This window comes from Enterobacter sp. KBR-315C3_2022 (assembly GCF_041399425.1).
GTDB lineage: Bacteria > Pseudomonadota > Gammaproteobacteria > Enterobacterales > Enterobacteriaceae > Enterobacter.
Window position 1 is genome coordinate 38531 of sequence record NZ_JBGKEB010000015.1, and the last position, 21633, is coordinate 60163.

General features: G+C 61.4%; 22 protein-coding genes. 11 read left to right on the forward strand and 11 right to left on the reverse strand.

All coding sequences use genetic code 11. The annotated features are described in order from the left end of the window. Nucleotides 1–62 precede the first annotated feature (62 nt). The 5 genes from hycE to hycA form a co-directional block, all read right to left on the reverse strand. Nucleotides 63–1772 carry a formate hydrogenlyase subunit HycE gene (gene hycE / locus AB8804_RS15985; RefSeq protein WP_371187837.1) on the reverse strand — a complete coding sequence of 570 codons (1710 nt, stop codon included), beginning with the start codon at nucleotides 1770–1772 and terminating at the stop codon, nucleotides 63–65. 15 nt (nucleotides 1773–1787) lie between these two features. Next, nucleotides 1788–2711, reverse strand: a complete 924-nt coding sequence (locus tag AB8804_RS15990; protein ID WP_371187839.1) for a respiratory chain complex I subunit 1 family protein — start codon at nucleotides 2709–2711, stop codon at nucleotides 1788–1790. Nucleotide 2712: 1 nt separating this feature from the next. Continuing rightward, the gene (gene hycC / locus AB8804_RS15995) at nucleotides 2713–4527 is read right to left on the reverse strand and encodes a formate hydrogenlyase subunit 3 (RefSeq protein ID WP_371187841.1); all 1815 of its coding nucleotides are present in this window, start codon (nucleotides 4525–4527) and stop codon (nucleotides 2713–2715) included. Next, nucleotides 4524–5132 carry a 4Fe-4S dicluster domain-containing protein gene (locus tag AB8804_RS16000; RefSeq protein ID WP_371187843.1) on the reverse strand — a complete coding sequence of 203 codons (609 nt, stop codon included), beginning with the start codon at nucleotides 5130–5132 and terminating at the stop codon, nucleotides 4524–4526. The genes hycC and AB8804_RS16000 overlap by 4 nt, the downstream gene beginning before the upstream one ends. 72 nt (nucleotides 5133–5204) lie before the next feature. Beyond that, nucleotides 5205–5669, reverse strand: coding sequence for a formate hydrogenlyase regulator HycA (gene hycA, locus AB8804_RS16005; RefSeq protein ID WP_371187845.1), 465 nt, complete (start codon nucleotides 5667–5669; stop codon nucleotides 5205–5207). Between the two features lie 210 nt (nucleotides 5670–5879). On the opposite strand from hycA, the gene hypA reads away from it, so the two are divergent. The 6 genes from hypA to flhA all read left to right on the forward strand — a co-directional run bounded on the left by hypA (nucleotide 5880) and on the right by flhA (nucleotide 11626). Next, nucleotides 5880–6230 carry a hydrogenase maturation nickel metallochaperone HypA gene (gene hypA / locus AB8804_RS16010; RefSeq protein ID WP_371187847.1) on the forward strand — a complete coding sequence of 117 codons (351 nt, stop codon included), beginning with the start codon at nucleotides 5880–5882 and terminating at the stop codon, nucleotides 6228–6230. A gap of 3 nt (nucleotides 6231–6233) precedes the next feature. Next, entirely contained in the window at nucleotides 6234–7097 is an 864-nt protein-coding gene (gene hypB / locus AB8804_RS16015; protein WP_371187849.1) for a hydrogenase nickel incorporation protein HypB, read from the forward strand. After that, a complete protein-coding gene (locus AB8804_RS16020; protein WP_371187851.1) occupies nucleotides 7088–7360 on the forward strand; it encodes a HypC/HybG/HupF family hydrogenase formation chaperone in 273 nt (90 codons plus the stop codon). The genes hypB and AB8804_RS16020 overlap by 10 nt, the downstream gene beginning before the upstream one ends. Nucleotides 7361–7363: 3 nt before the next feature. Continuing rightward, nucleotides 7364–8485 (forward strand): hydrogenase formation protein HypD, encoded by a 1122-nt coding sequence (gene hypD, locus AB8804_RS16025; RefSeq protein WP_371187853.1) that lies wholly within the window; start codon nucleotides 7364–7366, stop codon nucleotides 8483–8485. Then, nucleotides 8482–9492: a hydrogenase expression/formation protein HypE gene (gene hypE / locus AB8804_RS16030; RefSeq protein WP_371187855.1), complete on the forward strand. Its 1011-nt coding sequence runs from the start codon at nucleotides 8482–8484 to the stop codon at nucleotides 9490–9492. The genes hypD and hypE overlap by 4 nt, the downstream gene beginning before the upstream one ends. Nucleotides 9493–9553: 61 nt before the next feature. Further along, complete coding sequence (flhA, locus tag AB8804_RS16035; protein ID WP_371187857.1) at nucleotides 9554–11626, forward strand: formate hydrogenlyase transcriptional activator FlhA; 2073 nt, start codon at nucleotides 9554–9556, stop codon at nucleotides 11624–11626. 6 nt (nucleotides 11627–11632) lie between these two features. On the opposite strand, the gene AB8804_RS16040 is transcribed toward flhA, so the two are convergent. After that, complete coding sequence (locus tag AB8804_RS16040; RefSeq protein ID WP_371187859.1) at nucleotides 11633–11977, reverse strand: nitrous oxide-stimulated promoter family protein; 345 nt, start codon at nucleotides 11975–11977, stop codon at nucleotides 11633–11635. Between the two features lie 175 nt (nucleotides 11978–12152). On the opposite strand from AB8804_RS16040, the gene AB8804_RS16045 reads away from it, so the two are divergent. Together AB8804_RS16045 and mutS are read left to right on the forward strand one after the other, a co-directional pair. Next, the gene (locus tag AB8804_RS16045) at nucleotides 12153–12383 is read left to right on the forward strand and encodes a SymE family type I addiction module toxin (protein WP_371187861.1); all 231 of its coding nucleotides are present in this window, start codon (nucleotides 12153–12155) and stop codon (nucleotides 12381–12383) included. A 113-nt stretch (nucleotides 12384–12496) separates the two neighbouring features. After that, nucleotides 12497–15058, forward strand: coding sequence for a DNA mismatch repair protein MutS (gene mutS / locus AB8804_RS16050; RefSeq protein WP_371187863.1), 2562 nt, complete (start codon nucleotides 12497–12499; stop codon nucleotides 15056–15058). Between the two features lie 121 nt (nucleotides 15059–15179). Here the strand turns inward: mutS and AB8804_RS16055 are convergent, their stop codons facing one another. From AB8804_RS16055 to AB8804_RS16065, 3 genes are read right to left on the reverse strand one after another with little or no spacing between them, the layout of a single operon-like run. After that, nucleotides 15180–15401 (reverse strand): non-oxidative hydroxyarylic acid decarboxylases subunit D, encoded by a 222-nt coding sequence (locus AB8804_RS16055; RefSeq protein ID WP_003862116.1) that lies wholly within the window; start codon nucleotides 15399–15401, stop codon nucleotides 15180–15182. Between the two features lie 10 nt (nucleotides 15402–15411). Continuing rightward, on the reverse strand, nucleotides 15412–16839 hold the full coding sequence (locus tag AB8804_RS16060; protein WP_371187868.1) for a non-oxidative hydroxyarylic acid decarboxylases subunit C: 1428 nt from the start codon (nucleotides 16837–16839) through the stop codon (nucleotides 15412–15414). After that, nucleotides 16829–17431, reverse strand: coding sequence for a non-oxidative hydroxyarylic acid decarboxylases subunit B (locus AB8804_RS16065; RefSeq protein WP_371187870.1), 603 nt, complete (start codon nucleotides 17429–17431; stop codon nucleotides 16829–16831). The genes AB8804_RS16060 and AB8804_RS16065 overlap by 11 nt, the downstream gene beginning before the upstream one ends. Nucleotides 17432–17603: 172 nt before the next feature. Here AB8804_RS16065 and AB8804_RS16070 point away from each other — a divergent pair, with 172 nt between their 5' ends. Beyond that, nucleotides 17604–18011, forward strand: a complete 408-nt coding sequence (locus AB8804_RS16070; RefSeq protein WP_371187872.1) for a MarR family winged helix-turn-helix transcriptional regulator — start codon at nucleotides 17604–17606, stop codon at nucleotides 18009–18011. On the opposite strand, the gene AB8804_RS16075 is transcribed toward AB8804_RS16070, so the two are convergent. Further along, entirely contained in the window at nucleotides 18008–18895 is an 888-nt protein-coding gene (locus tag AB8804_RS16075; RefSeq protein ID WP_371187874.1) for a LysR family transcriptional regulator, read from the reverse strand. The two genes, AB8804_RS16070 and AB8804_RS16075, sit on opposite strands and share 4 nt — an antisense overlap. A gap of 107 nt (nucleotides 18896–19002) precedes the next feature. Between AB8804_RS16075 and AB8804_RS16080 the strand changes: the two genes are divergently transcribed. Continuing rightward, on the forward strand, nucleotides 19003–20211 hold the full coding sequence (locus tag AB8804_RS16080) for an MFS transporter (RefSeq protein ID WP_371187876.1): 1209 nt from the start codon (nucleotides 19003–19005) through the stop codon (nucleotides 20209–20211). Further along, nucleotides 20208–20585: a DUF4440 domain-containing protein gene (locus AB8804_RS16085; protein ID WP_371187878.1), complete on the forward strand. Its 378-nt coding sequence runs from the start codon at nucleotides 20208–20210 to the stop codon at nucleotides 20583–20585. The genes AB8804_RS16080 and AB8804_RS16085 overlap by 4 nt, the downstream gene beginning before the upstream one ends. Before the next feature lie 51 nt (nucleotides 20586–20636). On the opposite strand, the gene rpoS is transcribed toward AB8804_RS16085, so the two are convergent. Continuing rightward, nucleotides 20637–21629 (reverse strand): RNA polymerase sigma factor RpoS, encoded by a 993-nt coding sequence (rpoS, locus tag AB8804_RS16090; RefSeq protein ID WP_371187880.1) that lies wholly within the window; start codon nucleotides 21627–21629, stop codon nucleotides 20637–20639. Nucleotides 21630–21633 lie beyond the last annotated feature (4 nt).

The window sequence follows — 21633 nt, forward strand, 5'->3', positions numbered from 1 at the left end:
TCGCCCCCTCGCCCCTTTGGGGAGAGGGCCGGGGTGAGGGGGTACAGACCGCACTACATCAACTATTTCAGCGGCGAGTTCTTGCGCTCGATGCTGTAGCGCTCAAGCTCTTTGTACGGCACCACCTGGCTTTTCTTCTTGCGCACGTCCACCACCGTCATGCGGTCGGTGCAGGAGTAGCACGGGTCGAGGCTGCCGATAATCAGCGGCGCGTCGGACACCGTGTTGCCGCGCAGCATGTAGCGCAGCGTCGGCCAGTTGGCGTAGGTCGCCGCGCGGCAGCGCCAGCGGTACAGCTTCTGGTTGTCGCCGGTCATGCTCCAGTGGATATCGTCCCCGCGCGGCGCTTCGGCAAAGCCGAGGGCGAAGCGATTCGGAATGTAGGTGAAGCCCTCAACCATCAGCGGGCCGCCCGGCAGGTTATCCAGGCCAAAGTCGATCATGTTCAGCGCGGTGAAGACCTCATTGATGCGCACCTTCAGGCGAGAGATGACGTCGCAGCCCTGCTCGCTGTGCACCTCCATCGGCAGCAGACCATATCCGACGAACGGGTGATCGGCGCGGGTGTCGCGGGCGTGGCCGCTGGCGCGCACCATCGGGCCGACGTTGCTGAAGTCCCGCGCGATTTCCGGGTCGAGACGGCCGATGCCCACGGTGCGCTGATCGATGTTTGGCGTGCTGAGGAGCATATCCACCAGATCCTGCACGTCCCGGCGCATCTGCTGCGCCAGTTGGCGGGTCTGGATCATGTCATCCTTCAGCAGGTCTCGACGGATCCCGCCGATCAGGTTCAGGCCGTAGGTTTTACGCGCCCCGGTGAGGATCTCCGCCATCTTCATCGACGCTTCGCGCACGCGGAAGAACTGCATAAACCCGGAGTCGAAGCCGACAAAGTGGCAGGCCAGGCCGAGGTTCAGCAGATGCGAGTGCAGGCGTTCTACCTCGAGCAGAATGGCGCGGATCATCTGCGCGCGCTCCGGCACCACGATCCCCATGCCGTTTTCCACCGAGGTGGTGTAGGCGGTGCTGTGGGCGAAGCCGCAGATGCCGCACACGCGGTCGGAAAGGAAGGTCACTTCGTTGTAGCCCATGCGGGTTTCCGCCAGCTTTTCCATGCCGCGGTGGACGTAGAACAGGCGGTAGTCGGCGTCGATAATGTTCTCGCCGTCGACGAACAGGCGGAAGTGGCCCGGCTCGTCGGAGGTGACGTGCAGCGGGCCAATCGGCACCACGTTGTTCTTTTTGCTGCCGAGCTCGTTGATGAACTCGTAGGTTTCGCTGTCGGTGGTCGGCGCCGGGCGCTGGCGGTAGTCCATGCTGTCTTTACGCAGCGGATAAAGTTCGTCCGGCCAGTCGTCCGGCAGCACCAGGCGACGCTCGTCCGGCAGGCCGACCGGCACCAGACCGTACATGTCGCGCACCTCGCGCTCGCCCCACACGGCGGCGGGCACGCGCGGCGTAACGGACGGGTACTCCGGCTTGTTCGGATCAACCTCAACGCGCACGGTGAGCCAGCACTTCTCGCCCTGCTCCATCGACATCACGTAGTAAACCGCATAGCTGCCGCACAGCTGGCGCTCGTCGTTGCCGAACAGCACCGACAGCCAGCCGCCCTGGCGGTAGTAGAGAAACTCCACCACTTCCGGCAGGTAGTTGACCTTGATGGTGACCGTTATCTGGTCTTTGGTCTGCCAGGACTCCTCCAGCACCACGCCGGGGAACGCCTGATGCAATGCGGCGAGATACTGCTGACCTTTCTTTTCTTCAGACATAACAACTCTCTTTAATCACGCCACCAGCAAGGAGACGAACGCTAAAAATGCAAAGCCAAAACCGGCCCAGGTAACGCGCGAGGTGGCGTTGAAGCGCAGGCGCGCCATGCTGTTCTCAAACAGGGCAATCACCAGCACGCCGACCACCAGCTTGAGCGCGGCAATCACAACCGCCAGCACCAGCCCCGCGACGGAGAAGTGGATCATCTGCCCCCACGGGAAGAAGACGCCGACAAACATCTGCAGCACCACCAGTTGCTTGAGGCTGATGCCCCACTTGAGCACCGCAAAGCCGTAGCCGCTGTATTCGGTGAGCGGCCCTTCCTGCAGCTCCTGCTCCGCTTCCGCAAGGTCAAACGGCAGCTTGCCCATCTCAATAAAGGTGGCAAACGCGCAGGCGCAAAGCGCCAGCACCAGCGGAATGGAGCGGGCGAGCGGCCAGTGATAGACGGTATCGGCGATGTGGCTGATATGCGTTGAGCCCGCGACCTGCGCGGCAACCCACAGCCCCAAAAGCAGAATTGGCTCAACCAGCACGCCGAGCATCGCCTCGCGGCTGGCGCCGATGCCGGTAAACGGGCTGCCGGTGTCGAGGCCCGCAATCGCAAAGAAGAAGCGCGCGATGGCGAAAAGGTAGATAAGGGTGATCAGATCGCCGAGCGCGGGCAGCGGCGACCCCACCGTGACCACCGGCAGCGCGGTGGCGATGGTGAGCATCACCCCGACCATCACAAACGGCGTCAGGCGGAAGACCCAGCCCGCGGCGTCCGGCGCCACGCTCTGGCGCGAGAGCAGCTTGAACAGATCGCGGTACTCCTGAAGCACGCCGGGTCCGCGGCGGTTGTGCATCCGGGCGCGCGCCACGCGCGTGATGCCGGAAAGCAGCGGCGCGGCGGCAAAGAGCACCAGCGCCTGAAGTATTGCCAGTAACAGACTCATGTCAGGCTCCTCGAGAAATCACAATCACCACCAGTACCGCCAGCTCGATCAGCGCCAGGCGGCGGAACAGCGCGGGCGCGGCGGCGCTCTGCCAGCCGGGGATCAGGCTGACCGGGTTAAGCCAGCGGCGCAGCTTCAGCACGGCGGCAAAGTTCTCCTTCACCGGCATGGCAAAGCCGTGGGCGGTAATCACCATCGACTGTTCGTGTTCGTAGCCGCAGGCCCACGCCGCGCCGCGCGAGCGCGCGGGAAGCCGATCGCGCCTGAAGAACAGCATCAGCACGAACGGCAGCAGCGGTGCGGCAATCAGCAGCAGCGCCATCATCGGCTGGGAAACGGCGGTATGCGCCGTCGCAAGCGGCAGAGGAATCGCGTTGCCCAACAGCGGCAGCAGCCACGGCGCGGCCACGCCGCCCGCGATGCAGCACAGGGCGAGTGCGACAACGCTTATCGCCATCAGCAGCGGCGCGCAGCAGGCGTTTTCCGCTTCCCGCGTGCGCGGCGCGCCGAGGAAGGTGACGCCGTAGACTTTCGCCATGCACATCACCGCCAGCGCGCCGGTGATCGCCAGCCCGACGGCCAGCAGCGGGCCAAGCAGGCGGGCGATAAACGCGTCGCTCTGGCCCAGCGCGAAGAAGGACTGGTAAATCACCCACTCCCCGGCAAAGCCGTTCAGCGGCGGCAGCGCCGCCATCGCCATCAGCCCCACCAGCATCGCAAGCGAAATGACCGGCATTTTCTTGCCGATGCCGCCGAGCTTTTCGATATCGCGATGGCCGGTGCGGAACCAGACGCTCCCCGCGCCGAGGAACAGCGTGCTTTTAAACAGGCTGTGGTTGATGAGGTGATACAGGCCGCCGATGAACCCGGCGGCGATCAGCGCAGGCTGGCTGAGGGCCAGCCCGGCCACGCCCGCGCCGAGGCCCAGCAGAATAATGCCGATGTTTTCCAGCGTGTGGTACGCCAGCAGGCGCTGGATGTTGTGCTCCATCAGCGCGTACAGCCCGCCGACGAACGCGGTGATCATCCCCGCGACAAGCAGCGCGATGCCCCACCACAGCGGCGGTTGACCGCCCATCAGCGACAGCGTCAGAATGCCGAACAGGCCAACCTTCATCACCACCGTCGAGAACAGCGCGGCGGCGGGCGCGGAGGCATTGGCGTGCGCCTGCGGCACCCAGCCGTGGAGCGGGATAATCCCGGCCAGCAGGCCAAAGCCCGCGACGCCCAGCAGCCAGACTTCATTGCCCAGCGGCTGGCCTCTCAGCACGGCAAAATCCAGGGTGCCGAAACGCTGCCACACCAGCCAGCAGGCGAGCGCCAGCAGCAGCGTGCCGAGGCGGCCCAGCGCAAACCAGAGCTTGCCGGAAGCGCTGCAGCCCGTCAGGAACACGCCGCAGAGGGCCATAATTTCGGCCATCACCACCAGCGCCCCGAGGTTGCTGGCAATCACGGTTAATACCGCCGTCGCCATCAGCAGGTTGACCAGCAGGCCGTTGGCTTTGGCGTGCGGGTGACGATGCCAGTCAATATTAAACAGGCTGATAAACAGCCCGCAGAGGCCAAACGTCACCAGCCAGATGGCGTTCAGCGGCGTGAGCAGAACCGTATGGCGAATCAGCGGCATTACCGCCTGGGCAGCGGTTCCGCCGAGCAGCACCACGCTGCCCGCCACCAGCGTCATCAGGCTGCCTGCCGCACCGCCGATTCCGGCAATCCAGCCGCTCAGGGCCTTATGAAACGAGAACAGCAGCGCCAGCACGGCGGCAGCGGCAAAGCACGCCACCGCGCCGTTAATCATGGATATCGCGTTCATTTCGCCCCCTCCTGATGCGCCTGAAGCAGTGACAGATCGCCAACGTCGGTATTGATCGTTAGCTCACGCTTGCGCCTGCTGGAGCGGGCGATGTCGCGAATGTTGACCAGAATCAGCGCCCTCGTCGGGCAGGTGCGCACGCAGGCCGGGCCTTGCTCATCAAAGCTGCACAGGTCGCATTTCACCGCCACGGCGCGCACGCCGGGCACCCAGTCCAGCAGCGTGCTGACGCGTGCGGGAGCCGGAGGCGCAGGTGGAGCTTTTGGCGAGTTGGCGTTCGCCGGGATATGCAGCGGGCGGCTGCCGGAAAACTCAATCGCCCCGAACGGGCAGGCAATGCCGCACAGCTTGCAGCTTACGCACAGGCTTTCATTGAGCTGGACTGCGCCATCCACCCGGGTGATGGCGTTAACGGGGCAGACGCCCGCGCAGGGGGCATCTTCACAGTGGTGGCAGAGCTGCGGGGCAGACTCTTTTTCATTACGCATGACGCGAAGGCGCGGCATCGACTGCAGCCCGTGCAGGCGGTGCGTCTCCGAACACGCCGCTTCACAGGTGCGACAGCCAATACAGACCGTCGAGTCAGCAATTACAAAACGGTTCACCGGGCAATCCTCTGATGATAGTCATTTTTGACGAAAAAATCTGTCTTATCGACACTTCTCGACACTGGATAATCAGGCCACGTTGGCCGATGCGCCGGCGGCCATCAGCTGCTTGAGGTTGACCGGAAGATCGTGCTCAACCGCGGCGTACAGGCCGTTGTAAACCGGCGCGATTTTTTCCAGGTAGTGTTCCAGCACCTGCTGACGGTCGCGGTTGCTGACGTGCCCGTCGACCATGCCGTCTGCCATCAGCTCGGCCTGCGCAATGCGCTCCCTGTCACCCTCTTTCGTCTCGACGTAGTACTCGATGGTGTGGCTGTTGAAGGTATCCGCCAGGGTGACGTAGATCGTGAAGTGGTCGAACAGGACAAAGCGCATGTCGCCCTGCGCCGCGCAGCTCACGGCGTGGTGCAGGCGAGCCTTTGACAGGGTGATCCCCTGAACCAGCGCGTTGCAGTAAAGGTGCCATTGCTCCTGAAGCTGATGGTGGCGCTGTGCGATGTAATCCGCTTTTTCGCTAATTTCCCAAATCGTCATAAAAGGTATCCGGTTAATGGAGATAGCGGCTATTAAGCAGATTCCATGCCAATTTTTAATTCATTGAATTAAAATTGATTTTTAAAAACTTCCGCTGTCACAGCGGTGATGTCGACGTGTCATTTCGACAGCGACGTCATCGTCACGCCCTACCGCAAATTAAGCTGGCACCGTTATTGCATTAAGGCTTCCCGTTATTAAGGAGGCGTCATGCACGAAATCACCCTCTGCCAGCGGGCACTGGAGCTTATCGAACAGCAGGCAGTGCAAAATCACGCGAAACGCGTTACCGGGGTATGGCTGAAAATCGGCGCGTTTTCCTGCGTCGAAACCAGCGCCCTCACCTTCTGCTTTGAGCTGGTGTGCCGCGGCACGCTGGCGGAAGGCTGCGAACTTCATATCGAAGAGCAGCAGGCGGAGTGCTGGTGCGGCGAGTGCCAGCAGTACGTCACCCTGCTGTCATCAAAGGTCCAGCGCTGCCCCCGGTGCCAACGCGCCGGGCTGCGCATCGTGGCGGATGACGGCATGCAGATCCAACGTCTCGAAATCGAGAGGGAGTAACCTATGTGCAGTACCTGCGGTTGCGCTGAAGGCAACCTGTATATTGAAGGGGATGAACATCGCCCCCACTCCGCGTTTCGCTCCGCGCCCTTTTCACCCGCGCCGCGTCCGGCTGCGGCATTGACCGGCCTGACCTTCACGCCTCGGCAATCCGCTGCGGGCGATCTGCACTACGGCCACGGTGAAGCCGGAACCCACGCGCCGGGCATCAGCCAGCGCCAGATGCTGGACGTTGAAATCAACGTGCTCGACAAGAACAACCGCCTGGCGGCCCGCAACCGCGCCCGCTTCGCCGCCCGCCAGCAGCTGGTGCTGAACCTGGTCTCCAGCCCCGGCTCCGGCAAAACCACGCTGCTGACCGAGACCCTGAAGCGGCTGAACGCACGCGTCTCCTGCGCGGTCATCGAGGGCGACCAGCAAACCGTCAACGACGCCGCGCGCATCCGTGAAACCGGCACGCCCGCCATTCAGGTGAACACCGGTAAAGGCTGCCACCTCGACGCGCAGATGATTGCCGATGCCGCGCCGCGCCTGCCGCTGGCGGATAACGGCATTTTCTTTATTGAGAACGTCGGCAACCTGGTGTGCCCGGCGAGCTTCGACCTTGGCGAACGGCATAAGGTGGCGGTGCTCTCGGTGACCGAAGGGGAAGACAAACCGCTCAAGTATCCGCACATGTTTGCCGCCGCCTCGCTGATGCTGCTGAACAAAATCGACCTGCTGCCGTACCTCAACTTCGACGTGGATAAGTGCCTGGCGTACGCCCGCGAGGTGAATCCCGACATTCACATCCTGCTGGTGTCCGCCACCCGCGGCGACGGCATGGACGCCTGGCTGAGCTGGCTGGAGAACGAACGATGTGCATAGGCGTTCCGGGGCAAATACGTTCCATTGAGGGGAACCAGGCAAAGGTGGACGTCTGCGGCGTGCTGCGCGATGTCGATCTCACGCTGGTGGGCGACCGGGATGAATCCGGCGCCCCGCGGCTGGGCCAGTGGGTGCTGGTGCACGTGGGCTTTGCCATGAGCGTGATTAACGAAGCGGAAGCGCGCGACACCCTCGAAGCGCTGCAAAATATGTTTGACGTCGAGCCTGACGTCGGCGCGCTGCTGTACGGCGAGGAGCGGTGATCCATGCGTTACGTTGACGAATACCGCGCGCCGGAGCGGGTGATGCAGCTTATCGAACGGCTAAAAAAACGCGCCGCCCTGCTGGACTACACCGCACAGCGGCCGCTGCGAATTATGGAGGTCTGCGGCGGGCACACCCACGCCATCTTCAAGTTTGGCCTCGACCAGCTGCTGCCGGAAAACATTGAGTTCATCCACGGCCCCGGCTGCCCGGTCTGCGTGCTGCCGATGGGGCGCATCGACAGCTGCATTGAGATTGCCAGCCAGCCCGACGTCATCTTCTGCACCTTTGGCGACGCGATGCGCGTGCCGGGCAAAAATGGCTCTCTGCTTCAGGCCAAAGCGCGCGGAGCGGACGTGCGCATCGTGTATTCGCCCATGGACGCCCTTAACCTGGCGGCGGCAAACCCGACGCGCAAGGTGGTCTTTTTTGGGCTCGGTTTTGAAACCACCATGCCCGCAACTGCGATCACGCTCCAGCAAGCGAAAGCCCGCGACAGTAAAAACTTTTTCTTTTTCTGCCAGCACATTACGCTGATACCCACGCTGCGCAGCCTGCTGGCGGAGCCGGGAAACGGCATCGACGCCTTTCTGGCCCCCGGCCACGTCAGCATGGTCATCGGCACCGAGGCCTACGGCTTCATCGCTGACGATTACCATCGCCCGTTAGTGGTTGCCGGATTCGAACCACTTGATCTACTGCAAGGCGTGCTGATGCTGGTTGAGCAGAAAATAGCGGCCCTGAGCGTGGTGGAAAACCAGTACCGGCGCGTGGTGCCGGACGGCGGAAATATTCACGCTCGCCGGGCGATTGCCGATGTGTTTACGGTAGAGGGCGACAGCGAGTGGCGCGGGCTGGGGCTGATTGCCGAATCCGGCGTTCACCTGAGGCCCGCGTACCGCCAGTTTGACGCCGAAGCGCACTTTCGCCCGCGGCCGCAGCTGGTGTGCGACGATCCCCGCGCGCGCTGCGGCGAGGTGCTCACCGGCAAATGCAAGCCCCATCAATGCCCGTTACTGGGTAAAACCTGTAACCCGCAAACCGCCTTCGGCGCGCTGATGGTCTCCTCCGAAGGGGCCTGCGCCGCGTGGTATCAGTATCGCAATCAGGAGTGTGAAGCATGAACACGGTGGAAATGGCGCACGGCAGCGGCGGTAAGGCGATGCAGCAGCTGATCGATAAGCTGTTTATGGAGGCGTTTAACAACCCGTGGCTGGCGGAGCAGGAAGACCAGGCGCGCATCGATCTCTCTACGCTCACCGCGCGCGGCGACAGGCTGGCGTTTTCTACGGACAGCTACGTCATTGACCCGCTGTTCTTCCCCGGAGGCGATATCGGCAAGCTGGCCGTCTGCGGGACGGCGAACGACGTGGCCGTCAGCGGCGCGGTGCCTCAGTATCTTTCGTGTGGATTTATCCTCGAAGAGGGCCTGCCGATGGAGACGCTTAAAGCGGTGGTCGGCAGCATGGCGCGTACCGCGCGCGAGGCGGGCATCGCGATCGTGACCGGCGATACCAAGGTGGTGCAGCGCGGCGCGGCGGACAAGCTGTTTATCAATACCGCCGGAATGGGGGCGATCCCCGCCGACGTTCACTGGGGCGCAAGGCACCTGTCGCCGGGAGACGTGCTGCTGGTCAGCGGAACGCTCGGCTGCCACGGCGCGACCATTCTGAACCTGCGCGAAGGGCTTGGGCTGGACGGCGAGCTTCGCAGCGACTGCGCGGTGCTGACGCCGCTTGTTCAGGCGCTGCGCGCGGTGCCGGGCGTGAAGGCGATGCGCGATGCCACCCGCGGCGGCGTCAACGCCGTGGCGCACGAGTTTGCCGCCAGCAGCGGTTTTGGCATTGAGCTCAGCGAGCGCAGCCTGCCCGTGAAGCAGGAAGTGCGCGGGCTGTGCGAGCTGCTTGGCCTCGATCCGCTAAACTTTGCTAACGAAGGCAAGCTGCTGATCGGCGTAGAGCGCCAGGCGGCGGACGCCGTTCTTGCGGCGCTGCGCGCTCATCCTCTAGGGGCTGAGGCCGCGATAATTGGTGAGGTGGTTGAACGCAAAGGCGTACGTCTGGCCGGGCTTTACGGCGTCAAGCGCACGCTCGATCTGCCGCACGCGGAGCCGTTGCCGCGAATTTGCTAGAGTCGCGCCATAAGCGGCCAGCGCTGTTTTTTCTTTTTGCCAGTTTCTATTGGAAAGCAATATGCCGTATACACCGATGAGCGATCTTGGACAGCAGGGCCTGTTTGATATTACGCGCACACTTTTACAGCAGCCCGATCTCGGCTCGCTGAGCGATACCCTGACGCGTCTGGTCAGGCAGTCCGCGCTGGCGGACAGCGCCGCCATTGTGCTGTGGCACGGCGGAACGCAGCGCGCAAGCTACTACTCAACGCGTGAGAACGGCAAAATCTTTGAATATGAGGATGAAACCTACCTGGCGCACGGCCCGGTACGTCGCCTTCTCTCGCGCCCGGAAGCGCTGCACTGCAGCTTCGATGAATTTCAGCAGGCCTGGCCGATGCTTGCCGACAGCGCCCTGTATCAGCCTTTCGGCCACTACAGCCTGCTGCCGCTGGCGGTGGATGGGCGAATTTTTGGCGGCTGCGAATTTATCCGCACCACCCATCAGCCGTGGACCGAGGCGGAGTATGAGCGGCTGCACACCTTCACCCAGATCGTCGCCGTGGTCGCGGAGCAGATCCAGAGCCGCGTCAGCAATAACGTCGACTACGATCTGCTGAGCCGCGAACGCGATAATTTTCGCATCCTGGTGGCCATCACCAACGCCGTGCTGTCCCGTCTCGACATGGACGAGCTGGTCAGCGAAGTGTCGAAAGAGATCCACCACTATTTCAAAATCGACGCCATCAGCATCGCGCTGCGCGGCCACCGCAAGGGCAAGCTGAATATTTACTCCACCCACTATCTTGATGAAGAGAACCCGGCGCACGAGCAGAGCGAAGTGGACGAAGCGGGAACCCTGTCCGAGCGGGTCTTTAAAAGCAAAGAGATCCTGCTGCTGAACCTGAACGAGCGCGACGCGCTGGCCCCCTACGAGCGGATGCTGTTTAACACCTGGGGGAATAAAATCCAGACGCTGTGCCTGCTGCCGCTGATGTCCGGCGATACCATGCTCGGCGTGCTGAAGCTGGCGCAGTGCGATGAGGGCGTATTCACTACCGCCAACCTGAAGCTGCTGCGCCAGATTGCCGAACGCATCTCTATCGCGCTGGATAACGCGCTGGCCTATCAGGAGATCCACCGCCTGAAGGAGCGGCTGGTGGATGAGAACCTGGCCCTGACCGAACAGCTGAACAACGTGGACAGCGAGTTCGGCGAAATCATCGGGCGCAGCGACGCGATGTACAGCGTGCTGAAGCAGGTGGAAATGGTGGCGCAGAGCGACAGCACGGTGCTGATCCTCGGCGAAACCGGGACGGGTAAAGAGCTGATTGCCCGCGCCATCCACAATTTAAGCAACCGCAACAGCCGCCGCATGGTGAAGATGAACTGTGCGGCCATGCCTGCGGGCCTGCTGGAAAGCGATCTCTTCGGCCACGAGCGCGGCGCGTTTACCGGTGCCAGCAGCCAGCGGCTGGGGCGCTTTGAGTTGGCGGATAAAAGCTCGCTGTTCCTGGACGAGGTGGGCGATATGCCGCTGGAGCTGCAGCCGAAGCTGCTTCGCGTCCTGCAGGAGCAGGAGTTTGAGCGCCTCGGCAGCAATAAGCTGATCCAGACGGACGTGCGCTTAATCGCCGCCACCAATCGCGATCTGAAAAAAATGGTCGCCGACCGCGAGTTTCGCAGCGACCTCTACTACCGCCTGAACGTTTTTCCGATTTGCCTGCCGCCGCTGCGCGAGCGACCGGAGGATATCCCGCTGCTGGTCAAAGCGTTTACCGCCAAAATTGCCCGCCGCATGGGGCGCAACATCGACAGCATTCCCGCCGAAACCCTGCGCATCCTCTCGTCCATGGAGTGGCCGGGCAACGTGCGCGAGCTGGAAAACGTTATCGAACGCGCGGTGCTGTTGACGCGCGGCAGCGTGCTGCAGCTTTCGCTGCCTGAAGTGTCGCTGCCGGAGGCGCCAATGGCCGCAACGGACGTGGCGCGGGAAGGCGAGGACGAGTATCAGCTGATTATGCGCGTGCTCAAAGAGACGAACGGCGTTGTGGCAGGGCCGAAAGGGGCCGCGCAGCGTCTTGGGCTAAAGCGCACCACGCTGCTGTCGCGCATGAAGCGCCTGGGCATTGATAAAGAGAGCCTGGCGTAGCCGTCGCTACTTTTTAGGACGGTATTTTTCCGGCAGTTCCGGCACCGGACGGCGATCGTCAATCAGATGACGTAGTGTCAAAATCGGGTGCCGCCACAGCATCCGCGGGCCCGCCCAGCGCATTACCTGCTTCATCTCTTCCCGCTTTGCGGGCTGGTAGCAGTGAACCGGGCACTGTTTACAGGCGGGCTTTTCCTCACCGAATACGCATTTATCCAGACGCTTGTCGGCGTAGGCATTCAACTGCTGATAGTGTCCCTCTTCTTCCTCGGCCTGCGGGCACTGCTTTTCATACAGGGCGATCATTTTAGCGATCGTCTCTTTTTCTCGTGCGATGCGTTTCCCGGACATAGGTCATTACCCCTTCAAAACATGCATAGATAATACCTCTTTATGCAGCGGCTTTCAGTCGTTGCATTTTATTTTCTGAAGACGCCTTCCAGTTTTGGGCCGACTCAACGAGGAAATTACTGGTATTTTATACAGGCATCAAGAACCCACGCCGCACGTATAAACCGGAGGCCGTATGCCAGAGATCGTCATCGCCAAACCCCATCGCCACCTGAAGGTCGGCTACTTCCGAAAACGCCATGAAGACAGGAAAACCAAAATCCCGACCCGCTACAGCGTGCACGCCGCGCTGAGCTTAAAAGGCGACTGGCTTGAAAAGGCAGGATTTACCACAAATTCGCAGGTTCGGGTGGACGTTGAACACGGAAAAATCGTCATTGAACTGATGCCGGAAGGCGTCTCGTAAAGTCGCGACTTTTTTCTGCGCGGGGCTATTTTTTCATGCGACAATAGAGGAAACCAGCGGCCTCTGAGCCGCATAAAGAACATCATTATCAAAGAAATGGATATCATAACTCCATGAGCACAATCGACAATTTAGATGCACATACGCCGATGATGCAGCAGTACCTGAAGCTGAAAGCACAGCATCCGGAAATTCTGCTGTTTTACCGTATGGGCGATTTTTACGAGCTCTTTTATGACGATGCCAAACGCGCATCGCAGCTGCTCGATATTTCCCTGACCAAGCGCGGCGCCTCGGCTGGTGAACCGATTCCGATGGCCGGTATCCCGCATCACGCGGTAGAAAACTACCTTGCGAAGCTGGTGAACCAGGGCGAGTCCGTTGCGATTTGCGAGCAGATTGGCGACCCGGCCACGTCGAAAGGGCCGGTTGAACGCAAGGTTGTGCGCATCGTTACGCCGGGCACCATCAGCGACGAAGCCCTGCTCCAGGAGCGCCAGGATAACCTGCTAGCTGCGCTGTGGCAGGATAACAAAGGCTTTGGTTACGCGACGCTGGACATCAGCTCCGGACGTTTTCGCCTGAGCGAACCCGCCGACCGCGAGACGATGGCCGCCGAGCTGCAGCGCACTAACCCGGCGGAACTGCTGTATGCCGAAGACTTCGCGGAAATGGCGCTCATTGAGGGGCGTCGCGGCCTGCGCCGCCGTCCGCTGTGGGAGTTTGAAATTGACACCGCGCGCCAGCAGCTGAACCTGCAGTTTGGCACCCGCGATCTGATTGGCTTTGGCGTTGAGAACGCCCCGCGCGGCCTGTGCGCCGCGGGCTGTTTGCTGCAATACGTGAAAGACACCCAGCGCACCACCCTGCCGCACATTCGCTCCATCACGATGGAACGCCAGCAGGACAGCATCATCATGGATGCCGCTACGCGCCGCAATCTGGAGATCACCCAGAACCTTGCCGGCGGCGTGGAGAATACCCTCGCCGCGGTGCTGGACAGCACCGTCACCCCGATGGGCAGCCGCATGCTCAAGCGCTGGCTGCATATGCCCATCCGCAACACCGCCACGCTGGTCGGCCGCCAGCAGACCATTGCTGCCCTGCAGGAGCGCTATACCGAACTGCAGCCGGTGCTGCGTCAGGTGGGCGATCTGGAACGTATTCTGGCGCGGCTTGCGCTACGCACGGCGCGCCCGCGCGACTTGGCGCGGATGCGCCACGCCTTCCAGCAGCTGCCGGAGCTGCGCGCCCAGCTTGGCGACGTCGACAGCGCGCCGGTGCAGGCGCTGCGCGAAACGATGGGCGAGTTTACCGAGCTGCGCGAGCTGCTTGAGCGCGCCATCATCGACGCTCCGCCGGTGCTGGTACGCGACGGCGGCGTGATCGCGCCGGGCTATAACGAAGAGCTGGACGAATGGCGCGCGCTGGCAGACGGCGCAACGGACTATCTCGATAAGCTGGAAATCCGAGAGCGCGAGCGCCTCGGGCTGGATACGCTGAAGGTCGGCTATAACGCGGTGCACGGCTACTACATTCAGATTAGCCGCGGCCAGAGCCATCTGGCTCCTATCCACTACGTTCGCCGCCAGACGCTGAAAAATGCCGAACGCTACATCATCCCGGAGCTGAAAGAGTATGAGGACAAAGTCCTGACCTCCAAGGGCAAAGCCCTGGCGCTGGAAAAACAGCTGTATGACGAACTGTTCGATATGCTGATGCCGCATCTTGCCGACCTGCAGTCAAGCGCTGCCGCCCTGGCGGAGCTGGACGTGCTGGTCAACCTGGCGGAACGCGCCGACACGCTGAACTACACCTGCCCAACCTTTAGCGATAAGCCCGGTATTCGCATCACCGAAGGCCGCCACCCGGTGGTGGAACGGGTGCTGAACGAGCCCTTCATTGCCAACCCGCTAAGCCTGTCGCCGCAGCGAAGAATGCTCATTATTACCGGCCCCAACATGGGCGGTAAAAGTACCTACATGCGCCAGACGGCGCTGATTGCGCTGCTGGCCTATATCGGCAGCTACGTCCCGGCGCAAAACGTTGAGATTGGCCCCATCGACCGCATCTTCACGCGCGTGGGCGCGGCGGACGATCTGGCCAGCGGACGCTCAACCTTTATGGTGGAGATGACCGAAACCGCCAACATTCTGCATAACGCGACCGAGCACAGCCTGGTGCTGATGGACGAGATCGGACGCGGCACCTCAACCTACGACGGGCTGTCGCTGGCCTGGGCCTGCGCGGAAAATCTGGCGAACAAAATCAAGGCGCTGACGCTGTTTGCTACGCACTACTTCGAGCTGACGCAGCTGCCGGAGAAAATGGAGGGCGTGGCGAACGTCCACCTCGACGCGCTGGAGCACGGCGATACCATCGCCTTTATGCACACGGTGCAGGACGGTGCGGCAAGCAAGAGCTACGGCCTGGCCGTGGCCGCGCTGGCGGGCGTGCCGAAGGAAGTAATTAAGCGCGCGCGTCAGAAGCTGCGCGAACTGGAAAGCCTGTCTCCGAACGCGGCGGCAACGCAGATCGACGGAACCCAGATGTCGCTGCTGGCCCCTGCTGAGGAGACGTCGCCAGCGGTGGAAGCGCTGGAAAATCTCGATCCGGATTCGCTTACGCCGCGTCAGGCGCTGGAGTGGATTTATCGGTTGAAGAGTCTGGTTTAGTTCTCTGCGGTCTTTTGCCCGGTGGCGCTGCGCTTACCGGGCCTACGGGTTTTGTAGGCCGGGTAAGGCGAAGCCGCCACCCGGCAAAACAAAGCGCACGATATTATCTACCAGGCTTTTTTTACAGCAGCGGTGGGATCGTCGGCACCTGCGGGGCCTCATCGATATCCTTCTGCGTCATGCGGAACGCCTCCGGATAGTGCTCGCGGCTGGTGCGGCGCAGCGGCTCGGTATCGCGCCAGGTATACAAACAGTGCTGGCACTGGTAAACGGTCCAGACGCCTTTCACCGGCGACGTCGCCATCACTTCAATATGCTCATCGGCACAACGTGGACAAATCATCTTTTCCTCCTTATTGGCGTGCGGCCAGCATCGCGGTCAGTTTCTCGGCCCAGGCTTTGGTTTCAGGCAGATCCTGCACCGGCTGGCTGTAGTGGCCACGGTTATCCGGCGCGACGGGCGTGGTGGCATCAATAATCAGCTTGTCGGTGATCCCCGCCGGGCTTGAGCCAGGGTCAAGCTCCAGCACCGACATGTTCGGCAGTTGCACCAGATCCCCCGCCGGATTCACCTTCGACGACAGCGCCCACATCACCTGCGGCAGGTTAAACGGATCGACGTCTTCATCCACCATGATGACCATCTTCACGTAGCCCAGCCCGTGCGGCGTGGTCATTGCGCGTAAACCTACCGCGCGGGCAAAGCCGCCGTAGCGTTTTTTGGTGGAGATAATCGCCAGCAGCCCGTGGGTGTACATCGCGTTTACCGCCTGCACTTCCGGGAACTCCGCCTTCAGCTGCTGATAGAGCGGCACGCAGGTCGCCGGACCCATCAGGTAGTCGATTTCGGTCCACGGCATGCCGAGGTACAGCGATTCAAAAATCGGCTTAGTGCGGTACGAAACTTTATCGATGCGCACCACCGTCATGTTGCGCCCGCCGGAGTAGTGCCCGGTGAACTCGCCGAACGGCCCTTCGATCTCGCGCTTGCGGCCCTCGATCACCCCTTCCAGGATCACTTCTGAACCCCACGGCACGTCAAACCCGGTGAGCGGCGCGGTGGCAATCGGGTACGGGCTTTCGCGCAGCGCGCCGGCCATTTCATACTCGGACTGATCGTATTTCAGCGGGGTGGCGCCCATCAGGGTAATGATCGGATCGTTGCCGAGCGTGATCGCAATCGGCAGATCCTCGCCGCGCTCCTCCGCCTTGTGCAGGTGCAGCGCGATGTCGTGCATTGGTACCGGCTGCAGGCCGAGCTTGCGCTTGCCCTTCACTTCCATGCGGTAGATGCCGACGTTCTGCTTGCCAAAGTGATCGGGATCGAGCGGATCGCGCGAAACGACGCAGGCTTTATCAAGATAGAAACCGCCGTCTCCGTCGTTCAGGCGAAACAGCGGCAGGATGTCGAACAGGTTAATGTCCTCACCGTCTACCGTGTTCTGCGCCCAGGCCGGGTTGGCGCGACGCTCCGGCGCAACGGGAAATTTATCCCAGCGGCGGATAAACTCGTCGATCTGCTTTTTCACCGGCGTGTTGGGCGGCAGCCCCATCGAGATGGCGTGGTTCTGCCAGGAGCCGATGGTGTTCATCACCACGCGGGCATCGGTAAAACCGCGAATGTTGTCAAACCACAGCGCGGGCGCGCCGTCCCCGATGCGGCCGGTGGCGTTCGCTGCCGCCGCTAAATCCGGCTCGGCGTTCACCTTTTCCTCGATTTTCAGCAGCTGCCCTTGCTCATCGAGCGCCTGAAGAAAGCTTCTCAAATCATCAAATGCCATTTTTATTCTCCTGTGAAAACTGTTTCGCCTGCTGCAGGCCGTTCCAGCGGCGCGCCTTTTTGTGCTCCAGGCCAAACTGGTCAAGCACGCGGGTCACGATATGCTGGGTAATGTCGTCGGCGGTTTGCGGGTGGTTGTAGTAGGCAGGCATGGGCGGCACCATCGCCACGCGCATGCGGGAAAGCGCGAGCATGTTCTCGAGGTGGATGGTGCTCAGCGGCGTCTCCCGCGGGACCAGCACCAGCCTGCGCCCCTCTTTCAGCACCACGTCCGCCGCGCGTCCCACCAGCCCTTCGGCGTATCCCGCGCGGATGCCCGACAGCGTTTTCATGCTGCACGGAATGACGATCATGCCGTCGGTGCGAAACGAGCCGGATGAAATGGTGGCGGCCTGATCGGCAGGGCTATGAACGACGTCCGCCAGCGCGGCGACGTCCTGGGCGGTAAAGGGCGTTTCCAGCTCAATCGTGGTCTTCGCCCACTTCGACATCACCAGATGCGTCTCAACGTCCGGCATCTCACGCAGCGCCTGCAGCAGCGCGACGCCCAGCGGTGCGCCCGTGGCACCCGTCATCCCAACGATCAATCTCATTCAGTACCTCATTACATTTCGTTCGTATACGAACATAATGAGTAAACTATACCCGGATGAGCGCGGTGACAAGATCGTTCGTACACGATCGCATGGAATGTTAAAAAATGGCGCGTTAAATTCCCGCCGATAAGCGGCTATCATAGAGGGACATTTTTCCGTCGGAGTGGTCATGGAGCTAAGACAAGAAGCGTTCCACCTGTTACGTCAGCTTTTTCAGCAGCATACCGCGCGGTGGCAGCACGCCCTGCCGGACCTGACCAAGCCGCAGTACGCGGTGATGCGCTCGATTGCCGAACATCCGGGCATTGAGCAGGTCGCGCTGACCGAGGTGGCGGTAAGCACCAAAGCGACGCTGGCCGAGATGCTGAGCCGCATGGAGGCGCGCGGGCTGGTTAAGCGCGAGCACGATCCGGCAGATAAACGCCGACGGTTTGTATTTTTGACCCCCGAAGGCGAAGCGCTGCTTGCAAGCCGCAAGCCCATCGGGAACGACGTGGACGAGGCGTTTCTCGGACGGCTCAGCAAGGAAGAGCAGGCGCATTTCGCTGAGCTCATCAAAAAGATGATGCAGCCCTAATTCACCCGCGCGCGCATAAAATCGATAAAGGTGCGGACCTTCGCCGACACGTGCCGGGCATCGGGATAGACGGCATAAATCCCCTGCGACGCAAATTCATAATCGGGCAGTACGGCCACCAGCTCGCCGGACGCCAGCGCCTTTTGCACCAGCCATTCGGGCAAAAGCGCGACGCCGCATCCGGCCAGCGCAAAGGCCATCAGCGCCTGGGCGCTGTCTGCAAACAGGCGAGGAGGCTGTTTGATTTCCAGCACGGCTTTTTCCCCGTCAGTCCTTCTCACCTGCCAGCGCAGCGTCGCGGATAAGCGTTCATGAATGATCCACTCTGCCGCGGCCAGCGCCTCGAGCGAATCAACGGGATGGGCCTTCAGCCAGCCCGGGGAGGCCACCGGCAGGATCGTGAACTGTGAAATCAGCGCCGCGTGGTAGCGGGAATCGGCGAGCGTCCCCAGCCGAATGGCAACGTCGAAGCGCTCTGAAATCAGATCCGCATGCAGGGACGACGAGGCGTGCCGCACGCGCAGCTCGGGGTGCAGAAGGCTGAACTCGGCCAGCAGAGGCACGACAACCCGGGAACCGTACTCGGGCGTGGTGGTGATGCGCAGCTCCCCCTTCAGCCCCGCGTGGTTGGCGCGCACCTCGTCCTGCAGGTTTTCAGCGTCCTTTAGCAGCGCGGCGCTTCGCAGATGAAAAAGCGAGCCGGCCTCGGTAAGCGTCAGGCGGCGGGTAGAGCGCAGCAGCAGGGTGACGCCCAGCTCGGCTTCAAGCTGGCGAATGTTGAAGCTCACCACCGCTTTCGTTAGCCCCATCGCGTTTGCCGCCGCGGTAAAACTGCCCGTATCCACGACCGCCGCAAAAATCGCCGCGCGCTGCAAATTCAGCATTGTAGCCTCTCGTTCGTCAAAATTTTTTTGACAGTATATCGCTGATTAGCGCGTTTATCCGCCTCGCGCCGCCCGATACGATACGCCGCCTTATGGGAGGATTATTTATGACGTATCGCACCAGGGTTGCGGCCGTGTTTCTGCTGGGCTTTTTTCTCGACCTGATCAATATGTTTATTGCCAGCGTCGCCTTTCCGGCGATGGGTCAGGCGCTTCACGCCGCGCCCGCGTCGCTCGCCTGGGTGAGCAATGGCTACATTGCCGGCCTAACGCTGGTTATTCCCTTCAGCGCCCTGCTGGCCCGCGTGCTGGGCCCCAGGCGCGTTATCCTGATCTCGCTTTTGCTGTTTAGCGCGGCGTCCACCGCGGCGGGGCTGGCGACCTCGCTCGAAAGCCTGATTGCCTGGCGCGTCGTTCAGGGACTGGGAGGCGGGCTGCTGATCCCGGTTGGTCAGGCGCTGGCGTGGCAGCAGTTCGGGCCGCACGAGCGCGCCAGGCTCTCCTCGGCGGTGATGCTGGTCGCCCTGCTGGCACCGGCATGCTCGCCCGCGCTCGGCGGGCTGCTGGTGCAGACGCTGGGCTGGCGGTGGGTCTTTTTTGTGACTCTGCCCGTCTCCGCGGTGACGTTTGCGCTGGCCTGGCTGTGGCTCAGCGACGAAAAGCCCGAGAAGGCACCTTCGCGCCTGCTGCATCTTCCGCTGCTGAAGGATCCGCTCCTGCGATTTTCAATGCTGGTGTACCTCTGCGTGCCCGGCATGTTCATCGGCGTGAACGTGGTGGGGATGTTCTACCTGCAAAGCGTCGCCGGGCTGACGCCAGCGGAAACGGGCCTGCTGATGCTGCCCTGGTCGCTGGCTTCCTTTGTGGAAATTACGGCGACGGGACGCTACTTTAACCGCACGGGCCCCCGCCCGCTGATTGCCCTCGGCTGCCTGCTGCAGGCGGCGGGGATTTTACTGCTGATGAACGTCGGGCCGGAAACGGCGCGCGCGCTGGCCGTGCTGGCCTTTACGCTGATGGGCATCGGCGGCAGCCTGTGCAGCAGCACGGCGCAAAGCAGCGCGTTTTTAACCATTCCACACGCGGAGATGCCCGACGCCAGCGCCCTGTGGAACCTTAACCGCCAGCTGAGCTTTTTTATGGGCGCCCTGCTGCTGGCAGAGCTGCTGAGCCTGACGCAAGGCTATCTGCCGCCGTCGAGCGCGTGGCGCTGGACGTTTATTTTCGCAGCCGCCGTGACGTTACTGCCCCTGCTGCGCGTTTTTCATCTTAACAACCCGAAGATACTGATGCAGATTCGACAGGAGAAACCATGACCCGCTATGAAAAAGAGATTCTCGACGTCCACGTTGCGCTGGAAAACTGGCTCGGGGAGGGCGAAGGAGATTTGCGCGCGCTGCTTGCGCGCTTTCGGCCAGACTTTCTGATGATCCCCCCCACGGGTGCCCATATTGACCATGCGGGGCTGGCAAGCTTCCTCGAGAGCCAGCGCGGCAGCCGCCCCGGCCTGAAGATTGTGGTTGATGAATTAACGACGCTGCAGGCGTGGGACAAGGGCGCGGTGCTGCACTACAGGGAGACGCAAACGCGGCCAAACCTGCCCGTCAACGTGCGCTGGTCCACTGCCGTGCTGAATGAGGATGGCGATAATATCGCGTGGCGACTGCTGCACGAGACGGCACAGCCGTAGCGCAAAAGAAAAAGGCCCGTCTCACGACGGGCTTTTTTGACGAAAGGTTGCTTATTCGCGGAACAGCGCTTCGATACTCAGACCTTGCCCCTGCAGAATTTCACGCAGGCGGCGCAGACCTTCAACCTGAATCTGACGAACGCGTTCACGGGTCAGGCCAATTTCACGGCCGACGTCTTCCAGCGTTGCAGCTTCATACCCCAGTAAACCGAAACGACGTGCCAGCACTTCACGCTGTTTGGCGTTCAGTTCGAACAGCCATTTAACGATGCTCTGCTTCATGTCATCGTCCTGCGTGGTGTCTTCCGGGCCGTTGTCTTTTTCATCGGCCAGGATGTCCAGCAGCGCTTTTTCGGAGTCGCCACCCAATGGGGTGTCAACCGAGGTAATGCGCTCGTTGAGACGCAGCATACGGCTTACGTCATCAACCGGTTTATCGAGCTGTTCGGCAATCTCTTCCGCGCTTGGCTCGTGGTCCAGCTTATGGGACAACTCGCGTGCGGTACGCAGATAGACGTTCAACTCTTTGACGATGTGGATCGGCAGTCGAATCGTACGGGTTTGGTTCATGATTGCCCGTTCGATGGTCTGACGAATCCACCAGGTCGCGTAGGTTGAGAAGCGGAACCCGCGTTCCGGGTCAAACTTCTCAACTGCGCGGATGAGGCCTAAATTACCCTCTTCAATCAGGTCCAGCAGAGCCAGACCACGATTGCCGTAACGGCGGGCAATTTTTACGACCAGTCGCAAGTTACTTTCAATCATGCGACGGCGCGAGGCAACATCACCACGCAAAGCACGACGTGCGAAATAGACTTCTTCTTCGGCCGTTAACAGTGGGGAGTATCCAATCTCCCCAAGGTAAAGCTGAGTCGCGTCCAGTACACGCTGTGTGGCGCCCTGCGATAACAGCTCTTCTTCAGCCAAATCGTTATCACTGGGTTCCTCTTCTACTAAGGCTTTTTCGTCAAAAGCCTCTGCTCCGTTCTCATCAAATTCCGCATCTTCATTTAAATCATGAACTTTCAGCGTATTCTGACTCATAAAG

Coding starts and splice junctions, on each gene's coding strand:
- hycE (WP_371187837.1), bottom strand. CDS start 1,772: ATGTCTGAAGAAAAGAAAGGTCAGCAGTATCTCGCCGCATTGCATCAG.
- AB8804_RS15990 (WP_371187839.1), bottom strand. CDS start 2,711: ATGAGTCTGTTACTGGCAATACTTCAGGCGCTGGTGCTCTTTGCCGCC.
- hycC (WP_371187841.1), bottom strand. CDS start 4,527: ATGAACGCGATATCCATGATTAACGGCGCGGTGGCGTGCTTTGCCGCT.
- hycA (WP_371187845.1), bottom strand. CDS start 5,669: ATGACGATTTGGGAAATTAGCGAAAAAGCGGATTACATCGCACAGCGC.
- hypA (WP_371187847.1), top strand. CDS start 5,880: ATGCACGAAATCACCCTCTGCCAGCGGGCACTGGAGCTTATCGAACAG.
- hypB (WP_371187849.1), top strand. CDS start 6,234: ATGTGCAGTACCTGCGGTTGCGCTGAAGGCAACCTGTATATTGAAGGG.
- AB8804_RS16020 (WP_371187851.1), top strand. CDS start 7,088: ATGTGCATAGGCGTTCCGGGGCAAATACGTTCCATTGAGGGGAACCAG.
- hypD (WP_371187853.1), top strand. CDS start 7,364: ATGCGTTACGTTGACGAATACCGCGCGCCGGAGCGGGTGATGCAGCTT.
- hypE (WP_371187855.1), top strand. CDS start 8,482: ATGAACACGGTGGAAATGGCGCACGGCAGCGGCGGTAAGGCGATGCAG.
- flhA (WP_371187857.1), top strand. CDS start 9,554: ATGCCGTATACACCGATGAGCGATCTTGGACAGCAGGGCCTGTTTGAT.
- AB8804_RS16040 (WP_371187859.1), bottom strand. CDS start 11,977: ATGTCCGGGAAACGCATCGCACGAGAAAAAGAGACGATCGCTAAAATG.
- AB8804_RS16045 (WP_371187861.1), top strand. CDS start 12,153: ATGCCAGAGATCGTCATCGCCAAACCCCATCGCCACCTGAAGGTCGGC.
- mutS (WP_371187863.1), top strand. CDS start 12,497: ATGAGCACAATCGACAATTTAGATGCACATACGCCGATGATGCAGCAG.
- AB8804_RS16055 (WP_003862116.1), bottom strand. CDS start 15,401: ATGATTTGTCCACGTTGTGCCGATGAGCATATTGAAGTGATGGCGACG.
- AB8804_RS16060 (WP_371187868.1), bottom strand. CDS start 16,839: ATGGCATTTGATGATTTGAGAAGCTTTCTTCAGGCGCTCGATGAGCAA.
- AB8804_RS16065 (WP_371187870.1), bottom strand. CDS start 17,431: ATGAGATTGATCGTTGGGATGACGGGTGCCACGGGCGCACCGCTGGGC.
- AB8804_RS16070 (WP_371187872.1), top strand. CDS start 17,604: ATGGAGCTAAGACAAGAAGCGTTCCACCTGTTACGTCAGCTTTTTCAG.
- AB8804_RS16075 (WP_371187874.1), bottom strand. CDS start 18,895: ATGCTGAATTTGCAGCGCGCGGCGATTTTTGCGGCGGTCGTGGATACG.
- AB8804_RS16080 (WP_371187876.1), top strand. CDS start 19,003: ATGACGTATCGCACCAGGGTTGCGGCCGTGTTTCTGCTGGGCTTTTTT.
- AB8804_RS16085 (WP_371187878.1), top strand. CDS start 20,208: ATGACCCGCTATGAAAAAGAGATTCTCGACGTCCACGTTGCGCTGGAA.
- rpoS (WP_371187880.1), bottom strand. CDS start 21,629: ATGAGTCAGAATACGCTGAAAGTTCATGATTTAAATGAAGATGCGGAA.